The following is a 22,585-nucleotide window of genomic DNA, read 5'->3' on the forward strand; positions in this document are numbered from 1 at the left end:
ATGTTGTAAGATGCCCCGGCAAGAATGATCCGTTAAGTTTATGAAACGCATTTTTACCCTTTTGATGGGCGGTCTGGTGCTCTTTTCGACCGCCTGTGACTCCGACAAGGAGAGTGGTGTGACGGGCAGCGAATGGTTCCTGACCCCCGAGAGTACGGTGAACGGCACGACCGTTGAGGTACGTTGCGAGACGAAATTCGGCGCCGGCGTGCTGACCGGAGCGAATTCGGGCTTCACCTATGCCGCGGTGACATCGGCCGGCGTCGGCTCCTTCGAGTCGACGGCTACGGCCACCGCTTCGGGCAGCACGATCGCCGCCACGCTGAGCAACCTGCAGCCCGAGACGCTCTATGTGGTCTATGCCTATGCCGATTTCGGCGGGGCCCGCATGCAGAGCACCGGCACGACCTTTACGACGGGAACCGTCACCGATCTTCCGGACCCGGATCCCGACGGCCCGGCCTTCGGCACGCCCGAGGCTACGAACGTTACGGCTTCGGGTGCGACACTCAGCTGCGGTTTCGCCTTTGAGCAGCCGACGGCAGACTATACGCTGTATTTCGAGTATCGTCCGGTTTCGGGCGGCAGTTATACACAGAAGAGCGTGACGGCGGGTACGGGCGTCAAGAGCGTGACGCTGAGCGGACTGACGGCTTCGACCGCGTATGAATTCCGCCTCTGCGCCGAGTGGCAGGGCGAGAGCTACGTGAGCGGTATGGGCCGCTTCACGACGTCGTCATCCGAGGGCGGCCTGACCGCCTATTCGGGCTGGGCGGAACTCCCGATGGTGCAGGATAAAAGCGACTATTATTATGCCTACCACCTTTGCCCCGATGTTTATGTTCCCGGGACGAATAATCGCCAGTTGAGACGTAATTACAGTGTCTGCTACAGTGACGATTTGAAGTGTGCCATTTGGGTGGCAGCTCCCATGCATACGTGTTATGCCCAAAAAAATACAAAGCGTACGGATGCTTATCGGGAAGATCCTGATATTTCCGTTTCACAACCGGGCAAATGGGAAGGTTACACACGGGGACACTTGCTGGGTTCGAGCGAACGGCTGGTAAGCAATGCCACCAACCGGCAGGTCTTCTATTATTCGAATATCGCACCCCAGTTGGGTCAGCCGTATTTTAATACGGGAGGTGGAGCCTGGAATACCCTGGAAGACTGGGTGGATACCCAATGGGGAAATACAGCAGATACGACCTATCAGGTGATCGGTTGTTATTGGGCCGATCGCAACAAAAAGGTGAGCGGCACGACCATTCCGACTCATTTCTACAAGGTGTTGTTGCGGACCAAAGGTCACAAGAACAAATGGGTCGTGGATTGTTCCCGTGATGAATTGCAGTGTATTGCCATTATGATTGAGCATCGGACCTATTCGAAATCCGAGGTTCCGCAGCCGAGTCAGTATGCATCGAAAGGCCTGCTCATGTCGGTCAAGGCGTTGGAAGAAAAGACCGGTCTGACTTTCTTTGCGAACGTCCCGAACGCCCCGAAGGACACCTACAACCCTTTGGACTGGGACCTTTAACCGCACGCGGGGACGATGATCTATCCGTGGGGTGACAGCCGGCGGTTCAACTCCTATGCGGGGTACTTCCGCCGGCGGTTCGGCGGCCGGGTGCAGAAGCTCTCGGTCGATGCGGGCTTCACCTGTCCGAACCGCGACGGAACGCTGGGGCGCGGCGGGTGTACGTTCTGCATCAACGGCGCCTTCACGCCGTCGTACTGCTCGCCGTCGAAGAGCATCACGCAGCAGATCGACGAGGGAATCGAGTTTCACCGCAACCGCTACCGCACGGCACAGCGCTACCTGGTCTATTTCCAGTCCTACTCGAACACCTACGCGCCGTTGGAGCGCCTGCAGGAGCTTTACGGCGAGGCGCTGCGCCATCCGGATGTGGCGGGGCTGGTGATCGGCACGCGTCCGGACTGCATCGACGAGCGGACGCTCGACTATCTGGCCCGCGTGGCCCGCGACCGCTACGTGGCCGTCGAGTACGGCATCGAGTCGACCTTCGATACGACGCTGCGGGCCGTGAACCGCGGCCACGACTTTGCCGCCGCCCGGCGGGCCGTGCGGATGACCGCCGAACGGGGCCTCAGCGTCGGAGGGCACTTCATTCTGGGGCTCCCGGGCGAGACCGACGTGATGCTTCTCGAACAGACGGCACGGATCAACGCCCTGCCGCTCACGACCGTGAAGTTTCACCAGCTGCAGGTTTTCCGCGGCACGGCCATGGCCGCCGAGTACGACGCCCACCCCGAACGCTTCCGCTTCTGGACGCTCGACGAGTACCTCGATCTCTTCGTGGAGATCCTCCGCCGCCTGCGCCCCGATCTGGTTGTCGAACGCTTCGCTTCGGAGGCCCCGCCGCGCTACCACTACGGCCGCAACTGGGGCCTGGTGCGCAACGAACAACTTCTCTCGATGTTGGAGCGAAGATTGGAGGAACGGGATGTTTGGCAAGGCGAAATTTTTACTACCTTTGTGGAGGATAAAGAAAACAATCCCCAATAGGAGCGTCCGAAGCGGCGGAATCCGGATCTCCGGGATCGACCGTACGGGGCCTGTTGCCGAATAATCAATCGCCCATGAAACCTAAAATTACACTGGAACTGGTGCTGAGGAGCGTCAAGGAGTATTTCCTGATGTTTTTCGGCATGATGTTGTATTCGTTCGGCTGGATCGGCTGCATTCTTCCGGCCAACGGTGTCGGCGGTGGTGCCGCGGGACTTTCGCTGGTGCTGTGCACGGCGCTCGAGAACATCGGCTTCCACATCCAGATCGGTACGATGGTCTTCCTGATCAACACCGCGCTGCTGATTGTTGCCGGGTTCATCGTGGGGTGGAATTTCGGCATCAAGACGATCTTCTGCGTGCTGGTCATCTCCGTGGGGATGAACTTCTGGCAGGATGTGCTTCCCGAGGGCAATTTCCTGGGCATCGACAACCTGCTGGCCATCGTCATGGGCGGTATTCTGGCCGGTGCGGGTATTGCGCTCTGCTTCTCGCAGGGGGGCTCGACGGGCGGTACGGACATCGTGGCGATGATCATCAACAAGTACCGTACGATCAGCTACGGCAAGATCCTCATCTATTCGGATTTCGTCATCATCGCCTCGTCGCTGCTCGTCGGCAAGGGCATCAGCGCCGTGATCTACGGCTACGTGATGACGGCCGTGGTGGGCTATACGGTCGACATGATCATGGCCGGCAACCGGCAGTCGAGCCAGGTGCTGATCGTCACGCACGACTACGAGAAGATGGCCGACGCCATCGCGCAGAACATCCACCGCGGCGTGACGCTGATCGATTCGCAGGGGTGGTACTCGAAGGAGAAGTCGAAGATCGTGATGGTGGTCTGCCGCAAGAGCGAGACGACGATGATCCTGAAGTTCGTCAAGACGATCGATCCGGACGCCTTCCTCACCGTGGGTTCGGTGATGGGGGTCTACGGCAAGGGTTTCCAGGCCATCAACAAGGTCTGACGCGATCGAATGCCGCAATATGCCGATATCGTCCTGCCGCTGGCGCAACCGGCCTATACGTTTGCTGTGCCCGAGGGGCTGACGCTCCGCGAAGGGCAGGCCGTAGCGGTTCGGTTCGGCCCGCGCAACAGGTTCTGTACGGGGATCGTCTGGCGGCTGCATGAGCGGCGTCCCGATTTCCCGCGTATCAAATCCGTACAACGTATTCTCTACGACGAGCCGCTTCTTTCGGCCCCGCAACGGCGGCTGTGGGAGTGGATCGCCTCGTATTACATGTGCTCGGTGGGCGAGGTGATGCGCTGTGCGCTGCCGTCGCTGATGAAGCCCTCGGGCGATACCGAGGAGGAGTTTTCGGAGGAGGAGTTCCGCCCCCGGATGGAGAGTTACGTCTCGCTGGCGCCGGAACTTGGCGGCGAGGAGGCCTTCCACGAGGTGTGCGAACGCCTCGAACGGCGGGCTCCGCGCCAGTACGAGGCGCTGCTGGAGATCGCCTCGGCGGGCGACGAGACGCGCATCTCGACGGGCGAGGTGGCGCGGCGACTGCTGCAGGCCGATTCGACGGTGCTGCATACGCTCGAACGCAAGGGGCTGATCCGGCGCACGGCGCACGAACGTACCGTCGAACGGGGCGGCTCGACCTTCCGCCTGCCGCAGCTGAGTCCCCACCAGCAGCAGGCGCTCGATACGCTGCGCGCCCAGTTTGCCGCCGGGCGGAGCACGGCGCTGCTGCAGGGAATCACGGGCTCGGGCAAGACCGAAATCTATATCCACCTGATCGCCGAAGTGCTGGCGCGGGGGGGCGACGTGCTGCTGCTCGTGCCGGAGATTGCGCTGACGGCCCAGCTGATCGAACGCATGGAGCGGATCTTCGGCAGCCGCGTGACGGCCTACCACTCGAAACTCACGAACCGCCGCCGTACGGAGACCTACCTGCGGCTGAGCCGGTCGCAGGGGGGCGAGTTTGTCGTCGGGGTACGGTCGTCGATCTTCCTGCCGTTGAAACACCTGCAACTGATCGTCGTCGACGAGGAGCACGACGCCAGCTACAAGCAGGTGGATCCGGCGCCGCGCTACAACGCCCGGGACTGCGCCGTGGTGATGGCGCGGCTGACCGGGGGCCGCACGCTGCTCGGCAGCGCCACGCCGTCGTTGGAGTCGTGGTCGAATGCCGCTTCGGGCAAATACGGAAAGGCGGTGCTGAACGAACGCTACGGCGAGGCGCGGCTGCCGGTGGTCTACATCTCGGACACGCTGCGTGCGGCCCGCCGGGGCGAGCGCCACGCCCACTTCAACAAGCTGCTGCTGGACAAGATCGGGGAGACGCTCCAGCGTGGCGAACAGGTGATGCTGTTCCAGAACCGGCGGGGGTTCTCGCCCTATGTCGAGTGTACGGAGTGCGGGTGGACGGCACGCTGCCCGAACTGCAACGTGACGCTGACCTACCACAAGAGCGGCCGGAAGCTGGTCTGCCACTACTGCGGCCATACGGAGGAGGTGCCGGCGAAGTGCCCCTCGTGCCGTGTGACGGATGTGGTCCCGGTGGGCTTCGGAACCGAAAAGATCGAGGAGGAGATCGCGCGGATCTTCCCCGAGGCGCGTGTGGCGCGACTGGACCGCGACAGCGTCACCTCGGAGCGCGCCTTCAACGCCATTATCGACGACTTCGCGGCGCGGCGCACCGACATTCTGGTCGGTACGCAGATGATCACCAAGGGGTTTGACTTTGCGGGGGTCTCGCTTGTCGGAATCCTCAATGCGGACAACCTGCTGAACAACCCCGATTTCCGGGCCGCGGAGCGGGCCTTCCAGCTGATGATGCAGGTCTCGGGCCGGGCCGGGCGGCGCGGTGACGGGGGTGAGGTGGTGATCCAGACGGGTGACCCGACCAATCCGGTGATCCGCCAGGTGGCCACGGGCGACTACGAGGCGATGGTGCGCACGCAACTGGCCGAGCGGCAGCAGTTCTTCTACCCGCCCTACGCGCGGCTGACGTCGCTTACGCTGCGCCACCGCGATCCCGAGACGCTGCGCAGCGGCGTCATGGAGCTGGCGCAACGGCTGCGCGTGCGCTTCGGGCGGCGCGTGCTGGGGCCGATGACCCCGCCGGTCGACCGCATCCGGGGCGAATACCTCGTAGGGCTGCTGCTCAAGATCGAGAGCGGGGCCTCGTCGGCCCGGGCCCGCGAACTGCTGGGCGCCGAGCTGAAATCTTTCTCTGAAAATCCGGCCTGCAGGGCCATAACCGTCGTGGTGGATGTCGATCCTCAGTGAGTTGCTGCACGATGTGGCGTCGTTGTTCTTCCCGGCGCAGTGTGCCGTCTGCGGCGAACCACTCGCGCGGGGCGAGCGGACGGTCTGCACGCTCTGCCGCGCCACGGCCCCGCTGACGGGCTTCTGGCGCGAGGCGGACAACCCCGTCGTGCGCCGATGCTGGGGTCAGGTGCCCGTCGTGCAGGCCTCGGGATTCCTCTATTTCGTCCACCGGAGCGGCTGGCGGCAGCTGATCCACTCGTTCAAGTACCGCGGGGCGTGGCGTACGGCGCGCGAGATGGGCGAGTGGTACGGGCGCTACCTGCGCGAGAGCGGGCTCTACGGCGATGTGGATTGTGTCGTTCCGCTGCCGCTGCACCCTTTCAAGCGGTGCCGGCGGGGCTACAACCAGTCGGAATACATTGCCGAGGGGATTGCCCGCCAGCTGGGCGTCGGGGTCGAGCGGCGGAGCGTCTACCGGCGGCGCAACACGCAGAGCCAGGCTCGCAAGTCGCGCCGCGAACGGGCCGGGAATGTCGAGGGGGCCTTTGCCGTGCGGCATGCGGAGCGATTGTCCGGTCGCCACGTGCTGCTGGTCGACGACGTGATGACGACGGGCTCGACCCTGTTGTCGTGTGCCGCGGAGATCCTGCGGGCGGTTCCCGACTGCCGGATCAGCCTGGCGGCGCTGGCCGTTTCGCAGCGTGAACTGGGTGTCGGGGAGTGATCCGGCCGCGCCTCTCGCTGCGGTGGTGGCCGCGGCGGGGCGAATCTGAAAAAAGTATGCCCGGGAGGTTTTGATATGTCGGGCCGAATCCGTATTTTTGAGGTCCGAACAGAGCGGAAAATTCATGGCAAGAGACTACAACAATACAACCCAGCGCGGCAGCGCCTATTCGCGCAACCGCGAGGCCTACGAGGCCCTGACGGAGGGTGCGGGCAACGTGCCGCCCCAGGCTGTCGAGCTGGAGGAGGCGGTGCTCGGCGCGCTGATGCTCGAGAAGGACAGCATCATTGCCGTGCAGGAGTTCATCACCCCGGAGGCCTTCTACACCGAGGAGCACCGGTTGATCTACAAGGCCATCGAGGAGCTCTCGATGGAGCTCAAGCCCATCGACCTCTACACGGTGACCGAGCGGCTGAAGGCCAAGAAGGAGCTGAAGAAGGTGGGCGGCGCCGCCTATCTGGCTCAGCTGACCCAGAAGGTGGACTCGGCGGCCAACGTGGAGTTCCATGCCAAGATCATTGCCCAGAAGTATGTCCAGCGCGAGTTGATCCGCTCGGCTACGGAGATCCAGAAGCGGTCGTACGACGAGTCGACCGACGTCACGGAGCTGATCGGTTTTGCCGAGGGCGAGATCTTCAAGGTGGCCGAGGGACACGTCAAGCGCTCCGTGCAGTCGTCGAAGGAGATCCTGGCCCGGGCGCTCGAGCAGATCGAGGAGGCCTCGAAGAATACCAGCTCGTACAGCGGCGTGCCGTCGGGCTTCGCGGCGCTGGACCGCGTGACGCTGGGCTGGCAGCTGTCGGACCTGATCATCGTGGCGGCGCGTCCTTCGATGGGTAAGACGGCCTTCGTGCTGTCGATGGCGCGCAACATGGCCGTCGACCACGAACAGGGCGTGGCCTTCTTCTCGCTGGAGATGTCGGCCGTGCAGCTGATGATGCGTCTGATCATCGCCGAGACGGGCCTCTCGGGCAACGACGTCAAGTCGGGCCGTCTGACCCCCGAGCAGTGGCGCCACCTCGAGTCGGCGACCAAGCCGCTGGGTGCCGCTCCGCTCTATATCGACGATACGCCGGCCCTGTCGGTCTTCGAGTTCCGCTCGAAGGCGCGGCGTCTGAAGATCCACCACGACATCAAGATCATCATCATCGACTACCTGCAGCTGATGACCGGCAACCAGGATACGAAGGGCAACCGCGAACAGGAGGTGGCCTTCATCTCGCGTACGCTCAAGGCGATCGCCAAGGAGCTGAACGTGCCGGTGATCGCCCTTTCGCAGCTGAGCCGTGCGACGGAGATGCGCGGCGGTTCGAAACGCCCGCAGCTGTCGGACCTCCGCGAGTCGGGTGCCATCGAGCAGGATGCCGACATCGTGGCCTTCATCCACCGTCCGGAGTATTACGGCATTACGCAGGATGAGAACGGCATGCCCACGGCGGGTATGGCCGAGATTATCCTTGCGAAGCACCGTAACGGTGCGGTGTGCGACGTGCCGCTGCGCTTCCTCAAGGAGCAGGCGCGCTTTGCCGACCTGGACGATTCGATGCTGCCGCCGGCCGATGCGACCGAGAGCCAGCAGGCCTACGACGATTATGCGAGCGGTTCGAACAACTTCCCCACGGGGGCGGCTCCGGCAGGCGGAGCCCTGAGCGGTGCCATGGGGGGCGAGTTCGACGTCAACCGTTCGGCCAATCTGAACGACGAGGCGCCGTTCTGATCCGAAAAAAACGCGTCCATCATGTTTGTCCGTACATACGCCGGAGCCCTGTTGGGAATCGACGCCGTGAAGGTGACCGTCGAGGTCAACATCACGGGCGGCGGGCTGGGTCTGTATCTGGTAGGGCTTCCGGACAACGCCGTCAAGGAGAGCGAACAGCGCATCCGGGCGGCGTTCGAGAACTCGGGCGAACGGATGTCGGGCCGCAAGGTGGTTGTGAGCCTGGCTCCGGCCGACCTGCGCAAGGAGGGGTCGGGATTCGATCTGCCGATCGCCGTGGGAATCCTCGCGGCGATGGAGCGCATCGCGGCCGACGCGGTGGCCGATACGATGTTCGTCGGCGAGTTGTCGCTCGACGGCTCGCTGAGACCCGTGCGTGGGGTGCTTCCGCTGGCTGTTGCGGCGCGGCGCGAGGGGTTGCGGCGGTTGATCCTCCCGGCGGAGAATGCCGCCGAGGCGGCCGTGGTCGAGGGGATCGAGGTGGTGGGCGCCGCCACGCTCGGCGAGGTCATCGCCCACCTGAACGGCGAACGGACGATCGCGCCGACCCTTCCGTCCGCAGAGGATCCGTTCGACGCCTCGCGGATGCACTATGCCGAGGATTTCGCCGATGTCAAGGGGCAGACCCACGTCAAGCGGGCGTTGGAGATCGCTGCGGCCGGAGGCCACAACGTGCTGATGATCGGCGCCCCGGGTTCGGGCAAGACGATGCTGGCGCGGCGTCTGCCGACGATCCTCCCGCCGCTGACGCGCGAGGAGGCCCTCGAGACGACGAAGATCCATTCCGTAGCCGGGAAGAGCGGCTTTGCCGGCGGACTGATGACGCTGCGCCCCTTCCGGGCTCCGCACCACCTCACCTCGCAGGTGGCGCTGATCGGCGGCGGACAGTCGCCGCGTCCGGGCGAGGTGTCGCTGGCCCACAACGGCGTGCTGTTCCTCGACGAGCTGCCCGAATTCGGGCGGAGTGTCCTCGAGGTGCTGCGCCAGCCGCTCGAGGAGAAGCGCATCGTGGTCTCGCGGGCGAAGTACAGCGTCGAGTATCCGGCCAACTTTACGCTCGTGGCGGCGATGAATCCCTGCCCGTGCGGCTACTACAACCATCCGACCAAACCCTGTACCTGTTCGCCGGGGGCCGTGCACCGCTACATGGGGCGCATTTCGGGTCCGCTGCTGGACCGCATCGACCTGCAGGTTGAGGTGACGCCCGTCACCCCCGCGGAACTGGCCTCGGCGGCCCCGGGCGAACCGAGTGCCGCGATTCGCGAGCGGGTGATCCGGGCCCGGGCGTTTCAGGCCGAACGCTTCCGCGACGTCGAGGGGGTGCATACCAACTCGATGATGAATTCGCGTCTGCTGCGCGAGTATTGCCGGTTGGACAGTGCTTCGGAGGCGTTGCTTCAGCGGGCCATGGAGCAGTTGTCGCTGTCGGCGCGGGCCTACGACCGGATTCTGAAGGTGGCCCGCACGATTGCCGATCTGGCCGGTCGCCGGGAGATTGCCGCGGCGGACGTGGCCGAAGCGATCGGCTACCGCTCGCTGGACCGCGGGACCTGGGGCCGATAAAGGGCCGATAAAGGACCGATGGAGAGACGGCGAAGGACGGCAAAGAGATGATGAAGAGGCGACGAACGGGCGATGAAGATGGAAGGGTGGCGAGGCGGTGATGAAAGGAGGATGAGGGAGTTGGCTAAAGGGCGGCGCGGACGAATGGCCCGAACCCAAAACCCCGGTTCCCGAACAAAGAGTCGGATGTAGAAACCGAAGACGTGGGTTTTCCGGGTCCCGATTCGGCTGGAGAAAATGGAAAAGTTGAAACGGAAAAACGATATGAAACGAATTATTCTTTCGGGCGGCGGTACGGGCGGCCATATCTATCCGGCCGTGGCGGTTGCCGAGGCGCTGAAACGCCGTCTGGGCGACGAGGTCGAACTGCTGTTCGTCGGCGCCGAAGGGAAGATGGAGATGGAGAAGGTCCCGGCGCTGGGTTACCGGATCGTCGGTCTGCCGATCGCCGGTCTGCAGCGCCGTCTGGACTGGCACAATCTGCTCGTGCCGCTGAAGGTGCTGCGAAGCCTGCGGATGGCGCGGCGCGTGATCCGTGATTTCGGGGCCGATGCCGTGGTGGGCTTCGGCGGCTATGCGAGTGCTCCGGTGCTGTGGGCGGCCCAGCACATGGGCGTCCCGACGGTGATCCAGGAGCAGAACTCCTACGCCGGGGTGACGAACAAGATCCTGGCCCGGCGGGCACGGCGCATCTGCACGGCCTACGAGGGGATGGAGCGCTTCTTCCCGTCCGACCGCATCACGCTGACGGGCAATCCGCTGCGGGGACGCTTCTCGAAGCAGGGGGCCGACCGTGCCGAGGCGCTGAAATACTATGGACTGACGGCCGATCTGCCGACGATTCTGGTCGTAGGCGGATCGCTCGGGACACGTTCGCTCAACGAGATGATGAAGCAATGGATCCTCGATACGGGGGGTAAGGCACCCGTGCAGGTGATCTGGCAGACGGGCAAGTATTACGAGCGGGAGATGCAGGCCTTTTTGGCGGCCCACCCCGCGGCGCATGTCTGGCAGGGGGCCTTCATCGAACGCATGGACTACGCCTATGCGGCGGCCGATCTGGTCGTCTCGCGCAGCGGTGCCGGCACGGTTTCGGAACTGTGTCTGGTGGCCCGTCCGGTGCTCTTCGTCCCCTCGCCCAACGTGGCCGAAGACCACCAGACGAAGAATGCCCGGGCCCTTGAAGCGAAAGGGGCGGCCGTGGTGGTTCCCGACGCGGAGTGCCGCACGCGGGCCATGCCGCTGGCCCTGGAGCTGTTGGGCGACCGTGAGCGGCTGGCGGCGATGAGCCGCAACCTGGAGTTGCTGGCCAAACCCCACGCAGCGGACGATATTGTCGATGAGATCCTCAAAGTGATAAAATGATGGAACGCAAGAGTGTCTATTTTCTCGGAATCGGGGGCATCGGAATGAGTGCCCTGGCGCGTTATTTTCTGCACGAAGGGTGCCGGGTGGGCGGTTACGACCGCACGCGGACCCGTCTGACCGATCAGCTGGAGGCCGAAGGGGCCGCCGTCCACTACGAGGACGACGTGCGGCTGATCCCGGCGGAGTTCCTCGACCCGGCCCGCACGATTGTGGTCTACACGCCGGCCGTGCCGCACGACCACAGCGAATACACCTACTTCCGCGAACACGGCTTCCGTATCGAGAAGCGTTCGCAGATGCTGGGACATCTCTCCGAGGGGAAATACGTGATGGCGGTGGCCGGCACGCACGGCAAAACGACCACCTCGACCCTCATCGCATGGTTGAACCGTGCGCTGACGGGCGGCGGCTCGGCCTTTCTGGGCGGCATCTCGAAGAACTTCGACGGCAATCTGGTGCTGGGCGACGGCAAACGGCTGGCCGTCGAGGCCGATGAATTCGACCGTTCGTTCCTGCACCTGTACCCCGACGTGGCGGTGGTCACCTCGGCCGACCCGGACCACCTGGACATCTACGGTACGCACGAGGCTCTGAAGGCGGCCTTCGTGCAGTTCATCCGCCAGATCCGCCCCGACGGCTACCTCGTCATCAAGCAGGGGCTTGATCTGACGATCGACAATTCGGAGATCACCGTCTATCGCTACGCCTATGATACGCCGTGCGACTTCTACGCCCGCAACGTCGAGCTGATCGGCGGCGGACACTATCGCTACGACATCGTCACGCCGTCGGGGGCGATCGAGGGGTGTACGCTCGGCGTCCCGGGGTGGGTCAACATCGAAAACTCGGTGGGTGCCGTGGCGGCCGTCTGGTGTGCGGCCCACTTCGTGGGTCAGGAACTGGACGCCGATCGGATTCGTGAGGCGCTGGCCTCCTTCTCGGGGGTGAAGCGCCGCTTCGAGTTCTATGTCAATACGCCGAAGCAGGTCTACATGGACGACTATGCGCACCATCCGCGCGAACTGGCCGCCACGCTGACGTCGGTGCGGAAGATGTTCCCCGGACGGCGCATCACGGCCCTGTTCCAGCCTCACCTCTATACCCGCACGCGGGACCTCTACGTGGAGTTTGCCGAGGCGCTGTCGCATGCCGACGAGGTGGTGCTGCTGCCGATCTACCCGGCCCGCGAGGAGCCCATCGAGGGGATCACGTCGGAGATCATCGCCCAACGGGTGACGGTCCCGTGCCGCATCGTCGACCGCGAACATCTGGCCGAGACGGTCGCCGCGATGGATACCGACGTGGTGATCAGCTTCGGAGCCGGGAACATCGACGCCTGCTGCGAGGCGCTGGCCGAGGTGCTCAAACGGAAATCCTGATCCCGAAGCCCGATGGCGAAACCGACCCTGAAATATCTCCGACCGGTCATTCTGGGAGCCCTGTGGCTGGGGGTTCTCGTCTACATGGTGTGGGCGGGGATCTCGGTGTGCCGTGCACGCAGGGTCCGGCAGGTCCGGAGTCTGGAGATCGAGGTGGTCGACAGTACGTCGCAGGGCTATCTGGTGACGGGCCGGCAGGTGCGGAGCTGGATTGCACAGAGCGGAATCGGCACGATCGGCACGGCAGTTGGAGAGGTGGATCTGCACGCAATCGAACGGCTGATCGCCCGCAACGGCTTTGTGGAGCGGGTGGTGGCCTACGTCTCCGATCCGGGGGTGCTGCACGTGAAGATCGCGCCGCGCGAGCCGCTGCTGCGACTGCTGACCGACGGGATGAATGCCTATGTCACCTCGGCGGGATATGTCTTTGCGGCACCGCGGGCCTCGTCGCTCTACGTGCCGGTGGTGACGGGCTCCTACAGACCTCCCTTCCCGACGGATTATGTGGGCGATGCGCGCGATTACCTGGACGAGCGGTTGCGGCAGTGCGACGAGCGGATTGCCGAACTCGAACGGTCGAAGATCCCGGTTTACCGGCGTGAACAGACCTACGAGAATGAATATCGGATGATTCGTCGCGAACGGCTGAGGCGCCGCTGGTGGAAGGGCGAGAGTGCCGAGGCTTTCGACAAACGCGTCGAACAGCTGCGGGAGAAGAAGGCGCAGGCGCGTCGGACGTGGCGTTACCGCACGCGGGTGATTCGCGACGAGCTCGACCGGATCGACCGCCAGCAGGAGGCCGAGCTCCGCAAACAAAAAAAGTTGGAGAAAAGCTACGAAGATTTCATGAAACTCCTTACCTTTGTGGAGACTGTCGAAGAGGATGATTTCTGGAGGTCGGAGGTGGTGCAGATAGCCGCTTATACGACCCCCAGCGGAGCATTGGAGGTAGAGCTGACCCCGCGCAGCGGCAGCTATACGATCCTTTTCGGTCGGTTGGAGGAGGTGGACCGCAAGTTCGACAAACTGTTGTGCTTCTACCGCAACGGTCTTTCGACGCTGGGCTGGGACACCTACCGGGTGATCGACATCCGATACGACAATCAGGTAGTCTGCAAAAAGTAAAGGAACAATATACCGTGGAAAGAAAAAATTATACCGTAGCGATCGATCTGGGGTGCTCGTCGGTGAAGGTAGCCGTCGGGGAGCGGACTCCGGAGGGTTTGCTCGATGTGGCGTGTGTCGTCACGAAGCCCGTGAAGGAGGGTGTTCATGCGGGCCTGATCGAGAACATCGAACTGGTGAGTCAGGCTGTCCGGTCGGCGGTTTCGGAGGTCGAAGAGCAGTTCGGCATCCGCATCACGGAGGCTTATGCGGGGATCTCCGGCGAGTTCGTGCGCTGCGCCCGCCATACGGACCACGTCTTTGTCTACGATCCTCAGAACGGCGTCAACCAGAAGGATGTCGACGCCCTGTTTGACCGGATGCGCAACGTCCAGGCGCCCGATGACGAGACGATCATGGAGCGTGTCCCCCAGAACTACGTGGTCGACGACAGCCAGGAGGTGCATAACCCCGTGGGGTCGTTCGGCAAGAAACTCGGCTCGACATTCAACTTCATCCTCTGCCAGAAGACGCCGATACAGCGTCTCGACATGGCTCTGAAACGTCTCGGCATCCGGATGCTGGGGGTGGTCTCCGATGCGATGGCCACGCCCGAGGCCGTGCTGCTCCCCGACGAGAAGGAGGAGGGGGCTGCGGTGGTCAACGTGGGCGCCGGTGTGACCGACGTGACGGTCTACTACCGCAACGTGATCCGCTACATCGCCTCGATCCCGATGGGCGCCTCGGCCATCAACAGCGACATCCGCACGATGAGCGTGCCCGAGAAGCTGGTCGAAAGCCTCAAACTCAAATATGGTTCGGCAGTGGCCGAACTGGCCCCCGAGGACAAACTCGTCCGCGTCAACGGACGCACGCCCCGCGAGGCCAAGGACATCCTGCTGCGGAACCTGGCCACGGTGATCGAGGCCCGGGCCACGGATATCGTGGAGTTCGTGCAGCAGGAGATCAAGGATTCGGGTTTTGCCGACAAACTGGTCTACGGCATTGTGCTGACGGGCGGCTCGGCCAAACTCAAACATCTCGACGAGCTCTTTCGCCGCATAACGGGCATGGATGTCCGTGTTGCGCTCCCCGAAGAGGGGATCACCGGGACGTCGAAGGCCAAGGTGGCCGATCCGGCTCTTTCGACGGTGGTCGGCATCCTGCTTCACGGCGCTGAGCTGGGCGGTTGTATGGTCATCGAGAATCCGGTGGCCCCGGCCGCCACGACGCAGAGTGCTGCTTCGGCAGCAGCTGCTCCGGGGATGAATATTCCCAATCCGGTGCGGCCTTCAGGCATGCGTCAGCCCTATACGCCGACGCCTCCGGCCCCGGAGAGCTTCCGCCACGTGCCGCCGCGCCAGCCGCAGCCGACTCCTGCGGCCGTTGCTCCCGAGCCGGCCGAATCGGAGCCGGCAGCTCCCGCCGAGGAGCCGCAGGAGGAGAAGCATCAGCCCGAAACCCGCCGCAAACGTGACTGGCGCTCGATCTTCCAGAATACCTTCGACAAGATCAACAAGAGCTTCTCGGCCGCCGAGGACGAGGAAATCTGATCGAGGGGGGGGGGTGAAGAAGGGGCCGCCGAGGGGCATCTGAGAAGGAGGGCCGCCGGAGAATGTGGACGCCGAGAAGGGACCGCCGAAGCCGGGGACGGACTGTGATGGCGGACAGTGCGAGCAGGAAAAGATATGGAGTGTGGGTTTTGGGAGACCGGTTTGCCGAAGTCCCCGACCCGCCTCGAATGGAGACGATAAAAAAGAGAATTCAGATATGACAGACGAATTGATGTCGGAAATCAAGGTTCCGCGTACCGATGGATCGATTATCATGGTGGTCGGCGTGGGCGGAGCCGGAGGCAATGCCGTGAATCACATGTGGAACCTCGGGATCCGGGGCGTCACCTTCATGGTGTGCAATACCGACCAGCAGGCGCTGGACAAGAGCCCCGTGGAGAAGAAGATCCGCCTGGGGTCCGAGGGCCTCGGAGCGGGCAACGATCCCGAAAACGGACGCCGTGCGGCCGTCGAGACACTCCCCGAGATCCGGCAGGCACTTGAGGAGGCCGGCACCAAGATGCTCTTCATCACGGCCGGCATGGGCGGCGGAACCGGTACGGGAGCCTCGCCCGTGATTGCGAAACTTGCCAAGGAGATGGGGCTCCTGACGGTGGCCATCGTCACCTCGCCGCTGGCTGTCGAGGGTAAGATCCGTTACGAACAGGCCTTCCGCGGTATCGACGAACTGCGCGGTACGACCGATTCGCTGCTGATTATCAACAACGAAAACATTCTGGAGATCTACGGACGCCTCTCGCTCAAGCAGGCTTTCGGAAAGGCCGATGACATTCTGGCCTCGGCGGCCAAGGGCATTGCCGAGATCATCACCGTGGAGAGCGATCTGGTGAATGTCGACTTTGCCGATGTCTCGAAGGTGATGCGCGACAGCGGCCGGGCCCACATGGCCGTTGCCACGGCCGAGGGCGACAATCGTGCCGAGGCGGTTGCCGAGGCTTCACTGCGCTCGCCGCTGCTGGACCACAATCTGATCTCCGGAGCCAAGAATATCCTGCTGAACATCTCGGTGTCGAATGCCGACAGCCTGATGTACGAGGAGGTGGTCAAGATTCTGGAGTACATCCAGTCGCATGCCAGCGTGCAGGACGAACAGGGGGTCATCCACAATGCCAACATCATCTGGGGTACGAGCGAGAAACCGCAGCTGGGCAATGCCATCGAGCTGGTGGTGGTCGCCACGGGATTCGACGGCGACGAGGAGGCCCATGGCATGAAGCCCATTATCCCGGCGCAGCGTACGGCAGAACAGACGACGCCGAAGCCCGAGCAGGCCTCCGTACCTCCGGTGCTGGAGCCGATCAAGCCGGCGGCGCCCAAACCGGTTGTTCGTCAGCCCGAGCAGGTGATGCTGGGTGCGAAATCCTCCCGTTATGGAGATATCGATGCGTTGCTGGCCAAACCGGCCTACCAGACGCGCAATTCGAAGTTCATCGTCCAGATGCCCGGCGGGCGCAAGGAGGTGATCAAGGAGGAGACCCCCGCAAAAAATACGCAGCGTGAAGAGCCGAAGGGCGGATCGCTGTTTGATTAACCAATAACCGGAAAACTTGGAAGAAGCCGCTTATTCCTGGATCGCCTTTCACGGGTTTACGCCTCATGTCGTCGTACTGTGTGCGGTGACACTCTTCTTGTTGAGTATTTCGGCGCTGGTATCCGGCTCCGAAACCTCGTTCTTCTCGCTTTCGCACAACGATATCCGCCAGTTTCAGAAGAGTCGCAGCCCCCGGGCCGCGGCTGTCCTGCGCATGCTCTCGGATGTCGATCTGCTGCTGGCCACGATTCTGGTGGTCAACAACCTGGTCAATATCTGCATCGTCATCCTCACGGCAGGGATCATCGATTCGCTGTTCACCTTCCTGCGTTTCGAATTCCTCTTCAAGACGGTGCTGGTCACCTTCCTGCTGCTGTTGTTCGGCGAGATTCTTCCGAAGGTGCTGGCGCAGACCATGCCCGTGCGTTTCGCCCTCATGGTGGCCCGTCCGCTGTCGGTCCTGCGGTGGATCTTCTACCCGCTCTCCTACCTGCTGGTCCATGCCAGCAGCCGCATCAGCGAGAAGGCCGCCCACAAGAGCGAGATTTCGCTCGACGAGCTGGCCGACGCCGTGGACATGACCCAGAGTTCGAGCCCCGAGGAGCACGAGATGCTCTCGGGCATCGTCAACTTTGTCAACACCGAGGTGCAGGAGATCATGAAGCCGCGCGTCGACATGACGGCTCTCGACATCACGGACGACTACGACCATGTGAAGCATACGATCATCGAGTCGGGCTTCTCGCGCATTCCGGTCTACGAGGAGGATATGGACAACATCCGCGGAACCCTCTACGTGAAGGATCTGCTCCCCTATATCAACAACGGGAAGGATTTTGCCTGGCAGCAGCTGATGCGCAAACCCTACTTTGTCCCCGAGCATAAGAAGATCAACGATCTGCTGGCCGATTTCCAGACGAACAAGGTGCACATGGCCATTGTGGTTGACGAGTACGGTTCGACGCTGGGGCTGGTTTCGCTCGAAGACATCATCGAGGAGATCGTCGGGGAGATTTCGGACGAAAGCGACAACGAAGAGACCTTCTATACGCGTCTCGATGCCAAGACCTACCTCTTCGAGGGCAAGACCCATCTGGGCGACTTCGAGCGGATCCTCGAACTCGACGAGGATACCTTCGCCGACGTGAAGGGCGAGGCCGATACCCTGGCCGGTCTGATGCTCGAACTCAAGCGGGACTTCCCGCGCAAGGGGGATACCTTCCTCTCACATGGTATCCGCTTCACGGTTCAGGAGATGGAGGGGCACCGGATCGACAAAATCCGCGTCGATCTTCCATGATACCCCGTCTGATCATCGAACGGCCGATGACACCCGACGAAACGGCCGCATGGACCACTCCCGGGGAGCAGGTCCGTGCCGCCACGTTCCGCAACGAACGCCGCCGCAGCGAATACCTCACCTGGCGGACCCTGGTAAGACGCGAGCTGGGACGGGATGTCCGGATTGCGTATAACGACCTGGGAGCCCCGATTCTTCCCGACGGGGAGGCCTTCGTTTCGGTCTCGCACTGCGACGGACGGGTGGCTGTCTGCCTCTCCCAACATCCTTGTGCCATTGATATCGAACCGTCCGGCCGGGATTTCTCCCGTGTGGCCGACCGTTATATGACGTCGGCCGAGCGCTGTCTGTCAACGGATCCGTTGTGGCCGGGCTATGTGTGGTGTGCCAAGGAGACTCTCTACAAACTGGCCGGTCGGAGCGGGCTCGATTTCCGCGAGGATCTCCATATCGAAGCGGCCGATCTGGCCGGCGGCCGGCTGGTCGGGCGTATTGGTTCCGGTAGGCCGGTAACGCTCTCCTCGGCCTGTTCCGACGGTTTCCTGGTGGTCTCTTTTTGTTGAGAGGCTCTTCTTGGAATTTTATCCGGACGTCGGACCGCCCCCGTTTCTTCTCCGGATGTAGTGTAATCTATTGTAATACAGTATGTTGATCGGGTGTATCCCTTGTGTGTTCGACCGTTCTTCTGGTTATTCTTCAAAAAATTTATATATTTCGTAAAAAATCTTAATAAAATATTTGCAAGTTTGCTTCTGCCGCATTACCTTTGCCGTCGCTTTAATGATAAAATATTTTAATAATTATTTAAAATTATTTACTATGAAGGCAAAGCTTGGTGAGTGGTTACGTACTGCTCTGATTATGTTGGGAGAGAGCATCAAGTATCGTGAGATGTAAATCTCCCTTTAACAACGACTTAAATTTAAAACTTCAATAAAAAGGGAAGCGCCCGACTCCGTAGTGAGTCGGGCGCTTCCCTTTTGGGAAGATCGGTTGGGGGGGGGTATTACCAGCCGAGTTTCTTGCGGATCTCCTTGGGGACGGCGTTGCGGTTGACCATGATCGAGGTGGTCTTGTAGGCGACGAACGGACGCGAGAAGTACCAGAAACCGTCGTAGGGCGGTACGACGTTCCACGAATTCTGGACCTTGTAGTATCGGTTCCCGATCTGATCCGTGGCCGTGCCGACGATCACCATGCCGTGGTCGTCCGTGGTTTCGTAGTTGTCGAAGGCCTCCTGGCGCATCTGCTGGTCGATCGTGCGCTCCTTGCCGGGCTTGTCGAGGCTATAGAGGGCAGCCTCCTTCTCACGGTCTGTGAGTTTGCCCCATTTCTCGGCCTCCGTGCCGCTCATCCCTTCGAGACTGGCTTCGGGGATGATGCCGATGCCTTTCGTACGGCTGAATCCCTTTTCGCTGACGTCCGTGCCCCAGGCTACCGTATAGCCGTTTTCGAGGGCATGGTCGATGGTCTGCATCATCTCGTCGAGCGGCAGGTTCCAGACCGAAGCCCACATCCAGTTGTCGGGCACCTCGATCATGAAGGGCTCGTAGAAGGGGTGGTGCGTGAAGGAGGAGAGATCGACGTAGTCGTCCATGCGGATCGGAAGCGATTCGGCAAACGTCTGCGGGGTATACTCCTTGCCCTGGTAGGTGAAACGCTCGGGCAGGGGACCGAAGTATTCGTCGAGAATGGCGTTGAAACCGCGTTTCCAGGCCGTGGAGAGGGGCTTCTTCTCGCCCGAAGCCTCGATGACGGCATCGAGATAAGCCTTCAGTACGGCCGAAATCTCATGGAAGTCGGGCTTCTCCGTACCGTAGTTCAATCCGGGATAGACCTCGAAGGGGACGATTCCGTGGCGTTTGATTCCCTCGGTCACATCGTGCGAGGCGCCGCCTTCGGCGAAGTTGAGCTTCCCGTGCAGGCGGACGTATTTCTCGCCCTTGTCCATGAATGAGTGGCGGACGATCCACATCTCCGAGAGGTGCATCTCGGGACCTCCGGCGCGGAGGATCTCGCTCTCGAGCATCGTCATCGTCGAGTAGCACCAGCAGGTGCCGCTGCGGCTCTGGTCCTTGACCGGCGTCGTGCGGAGGATCTTGCCTTCGGTGAAGCGGTACCCTTGGGTCGAATCGGGTGTCTGGGCTGCGGCTCCGAGTGCGAGGCAGAGTGCGAGAGCCGTCGTAAGCAGGTTTTTCATCGTATCCTTGAGGTTTTTGGTGTGATCTATTTTTTCGAGGCCGCAACGATCTTCAGGCACTCCTCGAGGGTCAGCTCCTCGGGTTTCGTCCCTTTGGGGATGCGGTAGTTCTTGCCCTTGTAGGCGATGTAGGCGCCGTAGCGGCCGTTCTTGACGAGCATGTCGGGATCCTCCTCGAAACTGCGCAGCGGCGTGTGGGCGGCAGCTGCGGCAGCCTGATGTTCGCGGACGATCTCCACGGCCCGTTCGTGGGTCAGCGTGTAGGGGTCGTCGCCCTTGGGCAGCGAGGCGAACGAGTTGCCGTAGCGGACGTAGGGTCCGTATTTGCCGATTCCGATCGTCAGTTTTTCGCCGTCGAGTTCGCCGACCTCGCGCGGCAGGGCGAAGAGCTCCAGCGCCTCGTCCAGGGTGATCGACTCGATGAGCTGCCCCTTCTTGAGCGAAGCGAAGCGGCTCTTCTCGCCCTCGGCCCCTTCGATCTCGACCATCGGGCCGTAGCGGCCGATGCGGGCCTTGACCGTGTGGCCCGTTTTGGGATCGGTGCCCAGGATGCGGACCTCGCGGGGTTTGGTGTTCTGCGAGGTGATGGCCGCGTCGACCATCTTGTGGAACGGTCCGTAGAAGTCGCCGATCATCTTCTCCCAGGTGATGTCTCCTTCGGCGATGCGGTCGAACTCCTTCTCGACGTTGGCCGTGAAGTTGTAGTCGATGATCGGTCCGAACTGCTCCTCGAGGTAGTCGTTGACCACCATGCCGATATCCGTGGGCGAGAGGCGGTTCTTCTCCTTGCCGTAGTTCTCCGTGAGGGTTTCGCCGGCGATCTTGCCCTCCTTGAGCGTCAGCTGCGTGTAGCTGCGTTTCTGTCCGTCGCGGTTCTGCTTGACGACGTAGCCGCGGTTGATGATCGTCGTGATGGTCGGGGCGTAGGTCGACGGGCGCCCGATGCCGAGCTCCTCGAGGCGTTTGACCAGCGAGGCCTCGTTGTAGCGGGCCGGAGCCGACGTAAAGCGCTCCGTCGCGGTGATCTGTGCGGCCTCGAGGCGGTCGCCCGTGGCGAGTTTCGGCAGACGTCCTTCGCCGCTTTCGGCCGCCTGGTCGTCGTCCGTCGACTCGGAATAGAGGCGCAGGAAACCGTCGAAACGGATCACTTCGCCCTGGGCCACGAACTGGTGCTGCGATCCCGACATGTCGATGGTGATCGTCGTGCGGTCCAGCTCGGCGCAGACCATCTGCGAGGCGACCGTGCGCTTCCAGATCAGGTCGTAGAGCCGCTTCTCCTCGGCCGTGCCCTCGATCGACTGGCGGTCGATGTACGACGGACGGATGGCCTCGTGCGCCTCCTGGGCCCCTTTGGTCTTGGTCTTGTAGTTATACCAGCGCGAGTACTTCTCGCCGTAGAGCTTGATGACCTCCTCCTTGCACTGGGCCAGCGCCTGCTGCGAGAGGTTCACCGAGTCGGTACGCATGTAGGTGATCAATCCCTGTTCGTAGAGCCGCTGTGCGACGGCCATTGTCCGCGAGACCGACATGCCCAGTTTGCGGCCGGCCTCCTGCTGCAGCGTCGAGGTGGTGAACGGCGGGGCGGGGTAGCGCTGGGCGGGTTTCTCCTCCGACCTGGCGACGGTGAACGTGGCGCCGATGCACGACCGCAGGAACGCTTCGGCCTCCTCGGCCGTCTCGAAGCGGGTCGGGAGTTCGGCTCTGAAGAGGGTCTTGTCGGGATTCTCTGCGGCGTGGAACTGCGCCACGACCCGGAAATAGGGGGTCGAATGGAAGGCGATGATCTCGCGTTCGCGCTCGACGATCAGCCGTACGGCCACCGACTGCACGCGTCCGGCCGAGAGCGACGGCCGCACCTTTTTCCACAGCACAGGCGAGAGTTCGAAACCCACCAGGCGGTCGAGGATGCGGCGGGCCTGCTGGGCGTTGACCAGGTTCATGTTGACCGTACGCGGTTTTTCGATGGCCTCGAGGATGGCGCGTTTGGTAATTTCGTGGAAGACGATGCGTTTGGTCTGGTCGACGGGGAGCCCCAACACTTCGGTGAGGTGCCATGCGATGGCTTCTCCTTCGCGGTCTTCATCGGAGGCGAGCCAGACGGTCTTCTTTTTGGCCAGTTTGTTGAGTTCGTCGACGACCTTTTTCTTGTCGGCTGGGATTTCGTAGATGGGTTTGAAGCCCTCTTCGATATTGATGCCGAGGTCCTTTTTCGCCAGATCGCGGATGTGTCCGAAGCTCGATTTGACGACGAAGTCCTTCCCGAGGAACTTCTCGATGGTCTTGGCTTTGGCCGGGGACTCGACGATTACTAGATTCTCCTGCATGAATGGTATATTGATGGCTTGTAAATGCGAAAACCTAAGTTTTG

Annotated in this window: 16 protein-coding genes; 14 read left to right on the plus strand and 2 right to left on the minus strand. The window is 62.2% G+C overall.

The genetic code is table 11. The annotated features are described in order from the left end of the window. The first annotated feature begins 40 nt into the window (after positions 1–40). The 14 genes from B5G09_RS08930 (at position 41) to B5G09_RS08995 (ending at position 18,580) form a co-directional block, all read left to right on the plus strand. Positions 41–1,543, plus strand: a complete 1,503-nt coding sequence (locus B5G09_RS08930) for a DNA/RNA non-specific endonuclease (RefSeq protein WP_087404921.1) — start codon at positions 41–43, stop codon at positions 1,541–1,543. Between the two features lie 15 nt (positions 1,544–1,558). Further along, positions 1,559–2,533: a TIGR01212 family radical SAM protein gene (locus tag B5G09_RS08935; RefSeq protein ID WP_087404922.1), complete on the plus strand. Its 975-nt coding sequence runs from the start codon at positions 1,559–1,561 to the stop codon at positions 2,531–2,533. Between the two features lie 74 nt (positions 2,534–2,607). Continuing rightward, positions 2,608–3,504: a YitT family protein gene (locus B5G09_RS08940; RefSeq protein WP_087404923.1), complete on the plus strand. Its 897-nt coding sequence runs from the start codon at positions 2,608–2,610 to the stop codon at positions 3,502–3,504. A gap of 9 nt (positions 3,505–3,513) precedes the next feature. After that, on the plus strand, positions 3,514–5,775 hold the full coding sequence (gene priA, locus B5G09_RS08945) for a primosomal protein N' (RefSeq protein ID WP_087404924.1): 2,262 nt from the start codon (positions 3,514–3,516) through the stop codon (positions 5,773–5,775). Beyond that, complete coding sequence (locus B5G09_RS08950; RefSeq protein WP_087404925.1) at positions 5,759–6,481, plus strand: ComF family protein; 723 nt, start codon at positions 5,759–5,761, stop codon at positions 6,479–6,481. The genes priA and B5G09_RS08950 overlap by 17 nt, the downstream gene beginning before the upstream one ends. A 124-nt stretch (positions 6,482–6,605) precedes the next feature. Next, on the plus strand, positions 6,606–8,198 hold the full coding sequence (gene dnaB, locus B5G09_RS08955) for a replicative DNA helicase (RefSeq protein WP_087309677.1): 1,593 nt from the start codon (positions 6,606–6,608) through the stop codon (positions 8,196–8,198). A 21-nt stretch (positions 8,199–8,219) separates the two neighbouring features. Continuing rightward, positions 8,220–9,761, plus strand: a complete 1,542-nt coding sequence (locus tag B5G09_RS08960; protein WP_087404926.1) for a YifB family Mg chelatase-like AAA ATPase — start codon at positions 8,220–8,222, stop codon at positions 9,759–9,761. 264 nt (positions 9,762–10,025) lie between these two features. After that, on the plus strand, positions 10,026–11,126 hold the full coding sequence (gene murG / locus B5G09_RS08965) for an undecaprenyldiphospho-muramoylpentapeptide beta-N-acetylglucosaminyltransferase (protein WP_087404927.1): 1,101 nt from the start codon (positions 10,026–10,028) through the stop codon (positions 11,124–11,126). Next, positions 11,126–12,508, plus strand: coding sequence for a UDP-N-acetylmuramate--L-alanine ligase (gene murC / locus B5G09_RS08970; protein ID WP_087404928.1), 1,383 nt, complete (start codon positions 11,126–11,128; stop codon positions 12,506–12,508). Before murG ends, murC begins: the two co-directional genes overlap by 1 nt. Positions 12,509–12,520: 12 nt before the next feature. Beyond that, entirely contained in the window at positions 12,521–13,633 is a 1,113-nt protein-coding gene (locus B5G09_RS08975; RefSeq protein ID WP_087404929.1) for a hypothetical protein, read from the plus strand. 14 nt (positions 13,634–13,647) lie between these two features. Beyond that, on the plus strand, positions 13,648–15,165 hold the full coding sequence (gene ftsA / locus B5G09_RS08980) for a cell division protein FtsA (protein ID WP_087404930.1): 1,518 nt from the start codon (positions 13,648–13,650) through the stop codon (positions 15,163–15,165). Positions 15,166–15,382: 217 nt separating this feature from the next. Then, the gene (gene ftsZ / locus B5G09_RS08985; RefSeq protein WP_087309685.1) at positions 15,383–16,717 is read left to right on the plus strand and encodes a cell division protein FtsZ; all 1,335 of its coding nucleotides are present in this window, start codon (positions 15,383–15,385) and stop codon (positions 16,715–16,717) included. 16 nt (positions 16,718–16,733) lie between these two features. Continuing rightward, complete coding sequence (gene gldE, locus B5G09_RS08990) at positions 16,734–18,017, plus strand: gliding motility-associated protein GldE (RefSeq protein ID WP_087404931.1); 1,284 nt, start codon at positions 16,734–16,736, stop codon at positions 18,015–18,017. Continuing rightward, a complete protein-coding gene (locus tag B5G09_RS08995) occupies positions 18,014–18,580 on the plus strand; it encodes a 4'-phosphopantetheinyl transferase superfamily protein (RefSeq protein WP_087404932.1) in 567 nt (188 codons plus the stop codon). Before gldE ends, B5G09_RS08995 begins: the two co-directional genes overlap by 4 nt. Before the next feature lie 443 nt (positions 18,581–19,023). Here B5G09_RS08995 and B5G09_RS09000 read toward each other — a convergent pair whose 3' ends face one another. Next, positions 19,024–20,217, minus strand: a complete 1,194-nt coding sequence (locus tag B5G09_RS09000) for a C1 family peptidase (RefSeq protein ID WP_087404933.1) — start codon at positions 20,215–20,217, stop codon at positions 19,024–19,026. Positions 20,218–20,243: 26 nt separating this feature from the next. After that, entirely contained in the window at positions 20,244–22,541 is a 2,298-nt protein-coding gene (topA, locus tag B5G09_RS09005; protein ID WP_087404934.1) for a type I DNA topoisomerase, read from the minus strand. Between the last annotated feature and the right edge of the window lie 44 nt (positions 22,542–22,585).

Source organism: Alistipes sp. An54, from assembly GCF_002159375.1.
GTDB lineage: Bacteria > Bacteroidota > Bacteroidia > Bacteroidales > Rikenellaceae > Alistipes > Alistipes megaguti.

What these genes read in the sequence shown, in the direction of transcription:
- B5G09_RS08930 (WP_087404921.1), top strand. Translation starts at nt 41, where the DNA reads ATGAAACGCATTTTTACCCTTTTGATGGGCGGTCTGGTGCTCTTTTCG.
- B5G09_RS08935 (WP_087404922.1), top strand. Translation starts at nt 1,559, where the DNA reads ATGATCTATCCGTGGGGTGACAGCCGGCGGTTCAACTCCTATGCGGGG.
- B5G09_RS08940 (WP_087404923.1), top strand. Translation starts at nt 2,608, where the DNA reads ATGAAACCTAAAATTACACTGGAACTGGTGCTGAGGAGCGTCAAGGAG.
- priA (WP_087404924.1), top strand. Translation starts at nt 3,514, where the DNA reads ATGCCGCAATATGCCGATATCGTCCTGCCGCTGGCGCAACCGGCCTAT.
- B5G09_RS08950 (WP_087404925.1), top strand. Translation starts at nt 5,759, where the DNA reads ATGTCGATCCTCAGTGAGTTGCTGCACGATGTGGCGTCGTTGTTCTTC.
- dnaB (WP_087309677.1), top strand. Translation starts at nt 6,606, where the DNA reads ATGGCAAGAGACTACAACAATACAACCCAGCGCGGCAGCGCCTATTCG.
- B5G09_RS08960 (WP_087404926.1), top strand. Translation starts at nt 8,220, where the DNA reads ATGTTTGTCCGTACATACGCCGGAGCCCTGTTGGGAATCGACGCCGTG.
- murG (WP_087404927.1), top strand. Translation starts at nt 10,026, where the DNA reads ATGAAACGAATTATTCTTTCGGGCGGCGGTACGGGCGGCCATATCTAT.
- murC (WP_087404928.1), top strand. Translation starts at nt 11,126, where the DNA reads ATGGAACGCAAGAGTGTCTATTTTCTCGGAATCGGGGGCATCGGAATG.
- B5G09_RS08975 (WP_087404929.1), top strand. Translation starts at nt 12,521, where the DNA reads ATGGCGAAACCGACCCTGAAATATCTCCGACCGGTCATTCTGGGAGCC.
- ftsZ (WP_087309685.1), top strand. Translation starts at nt 15,383, where the DNA reads ATGACAGACGAATTGATGTCGGAAATCAAGGTTCCGCGTACCGATGGA.
- B5G09_RS08995 (WP_087404932.1), top strand. Translation starts at nt 18,014, where the DNA reads ATGATACCCCGTCTGATCATCGAACGGCCGATGACACCCGACGAAACG.
- B5G09_RS09000 (WP_087404933.1), bottom strand. Translation starts at nt 20,217, where the DNA reads ATGAAAAACCTGCTTACGACGGCTCTCGCACTCTGCCTCGCACTCGGA.
- topA (WP_087404934.1), bottom strand. Translation starts at nt 22,541, where the DNA reads ATGCAGGAGAATCTAGTAATCGTCGAGTCCCCGGCCAAAGCCAAGACC.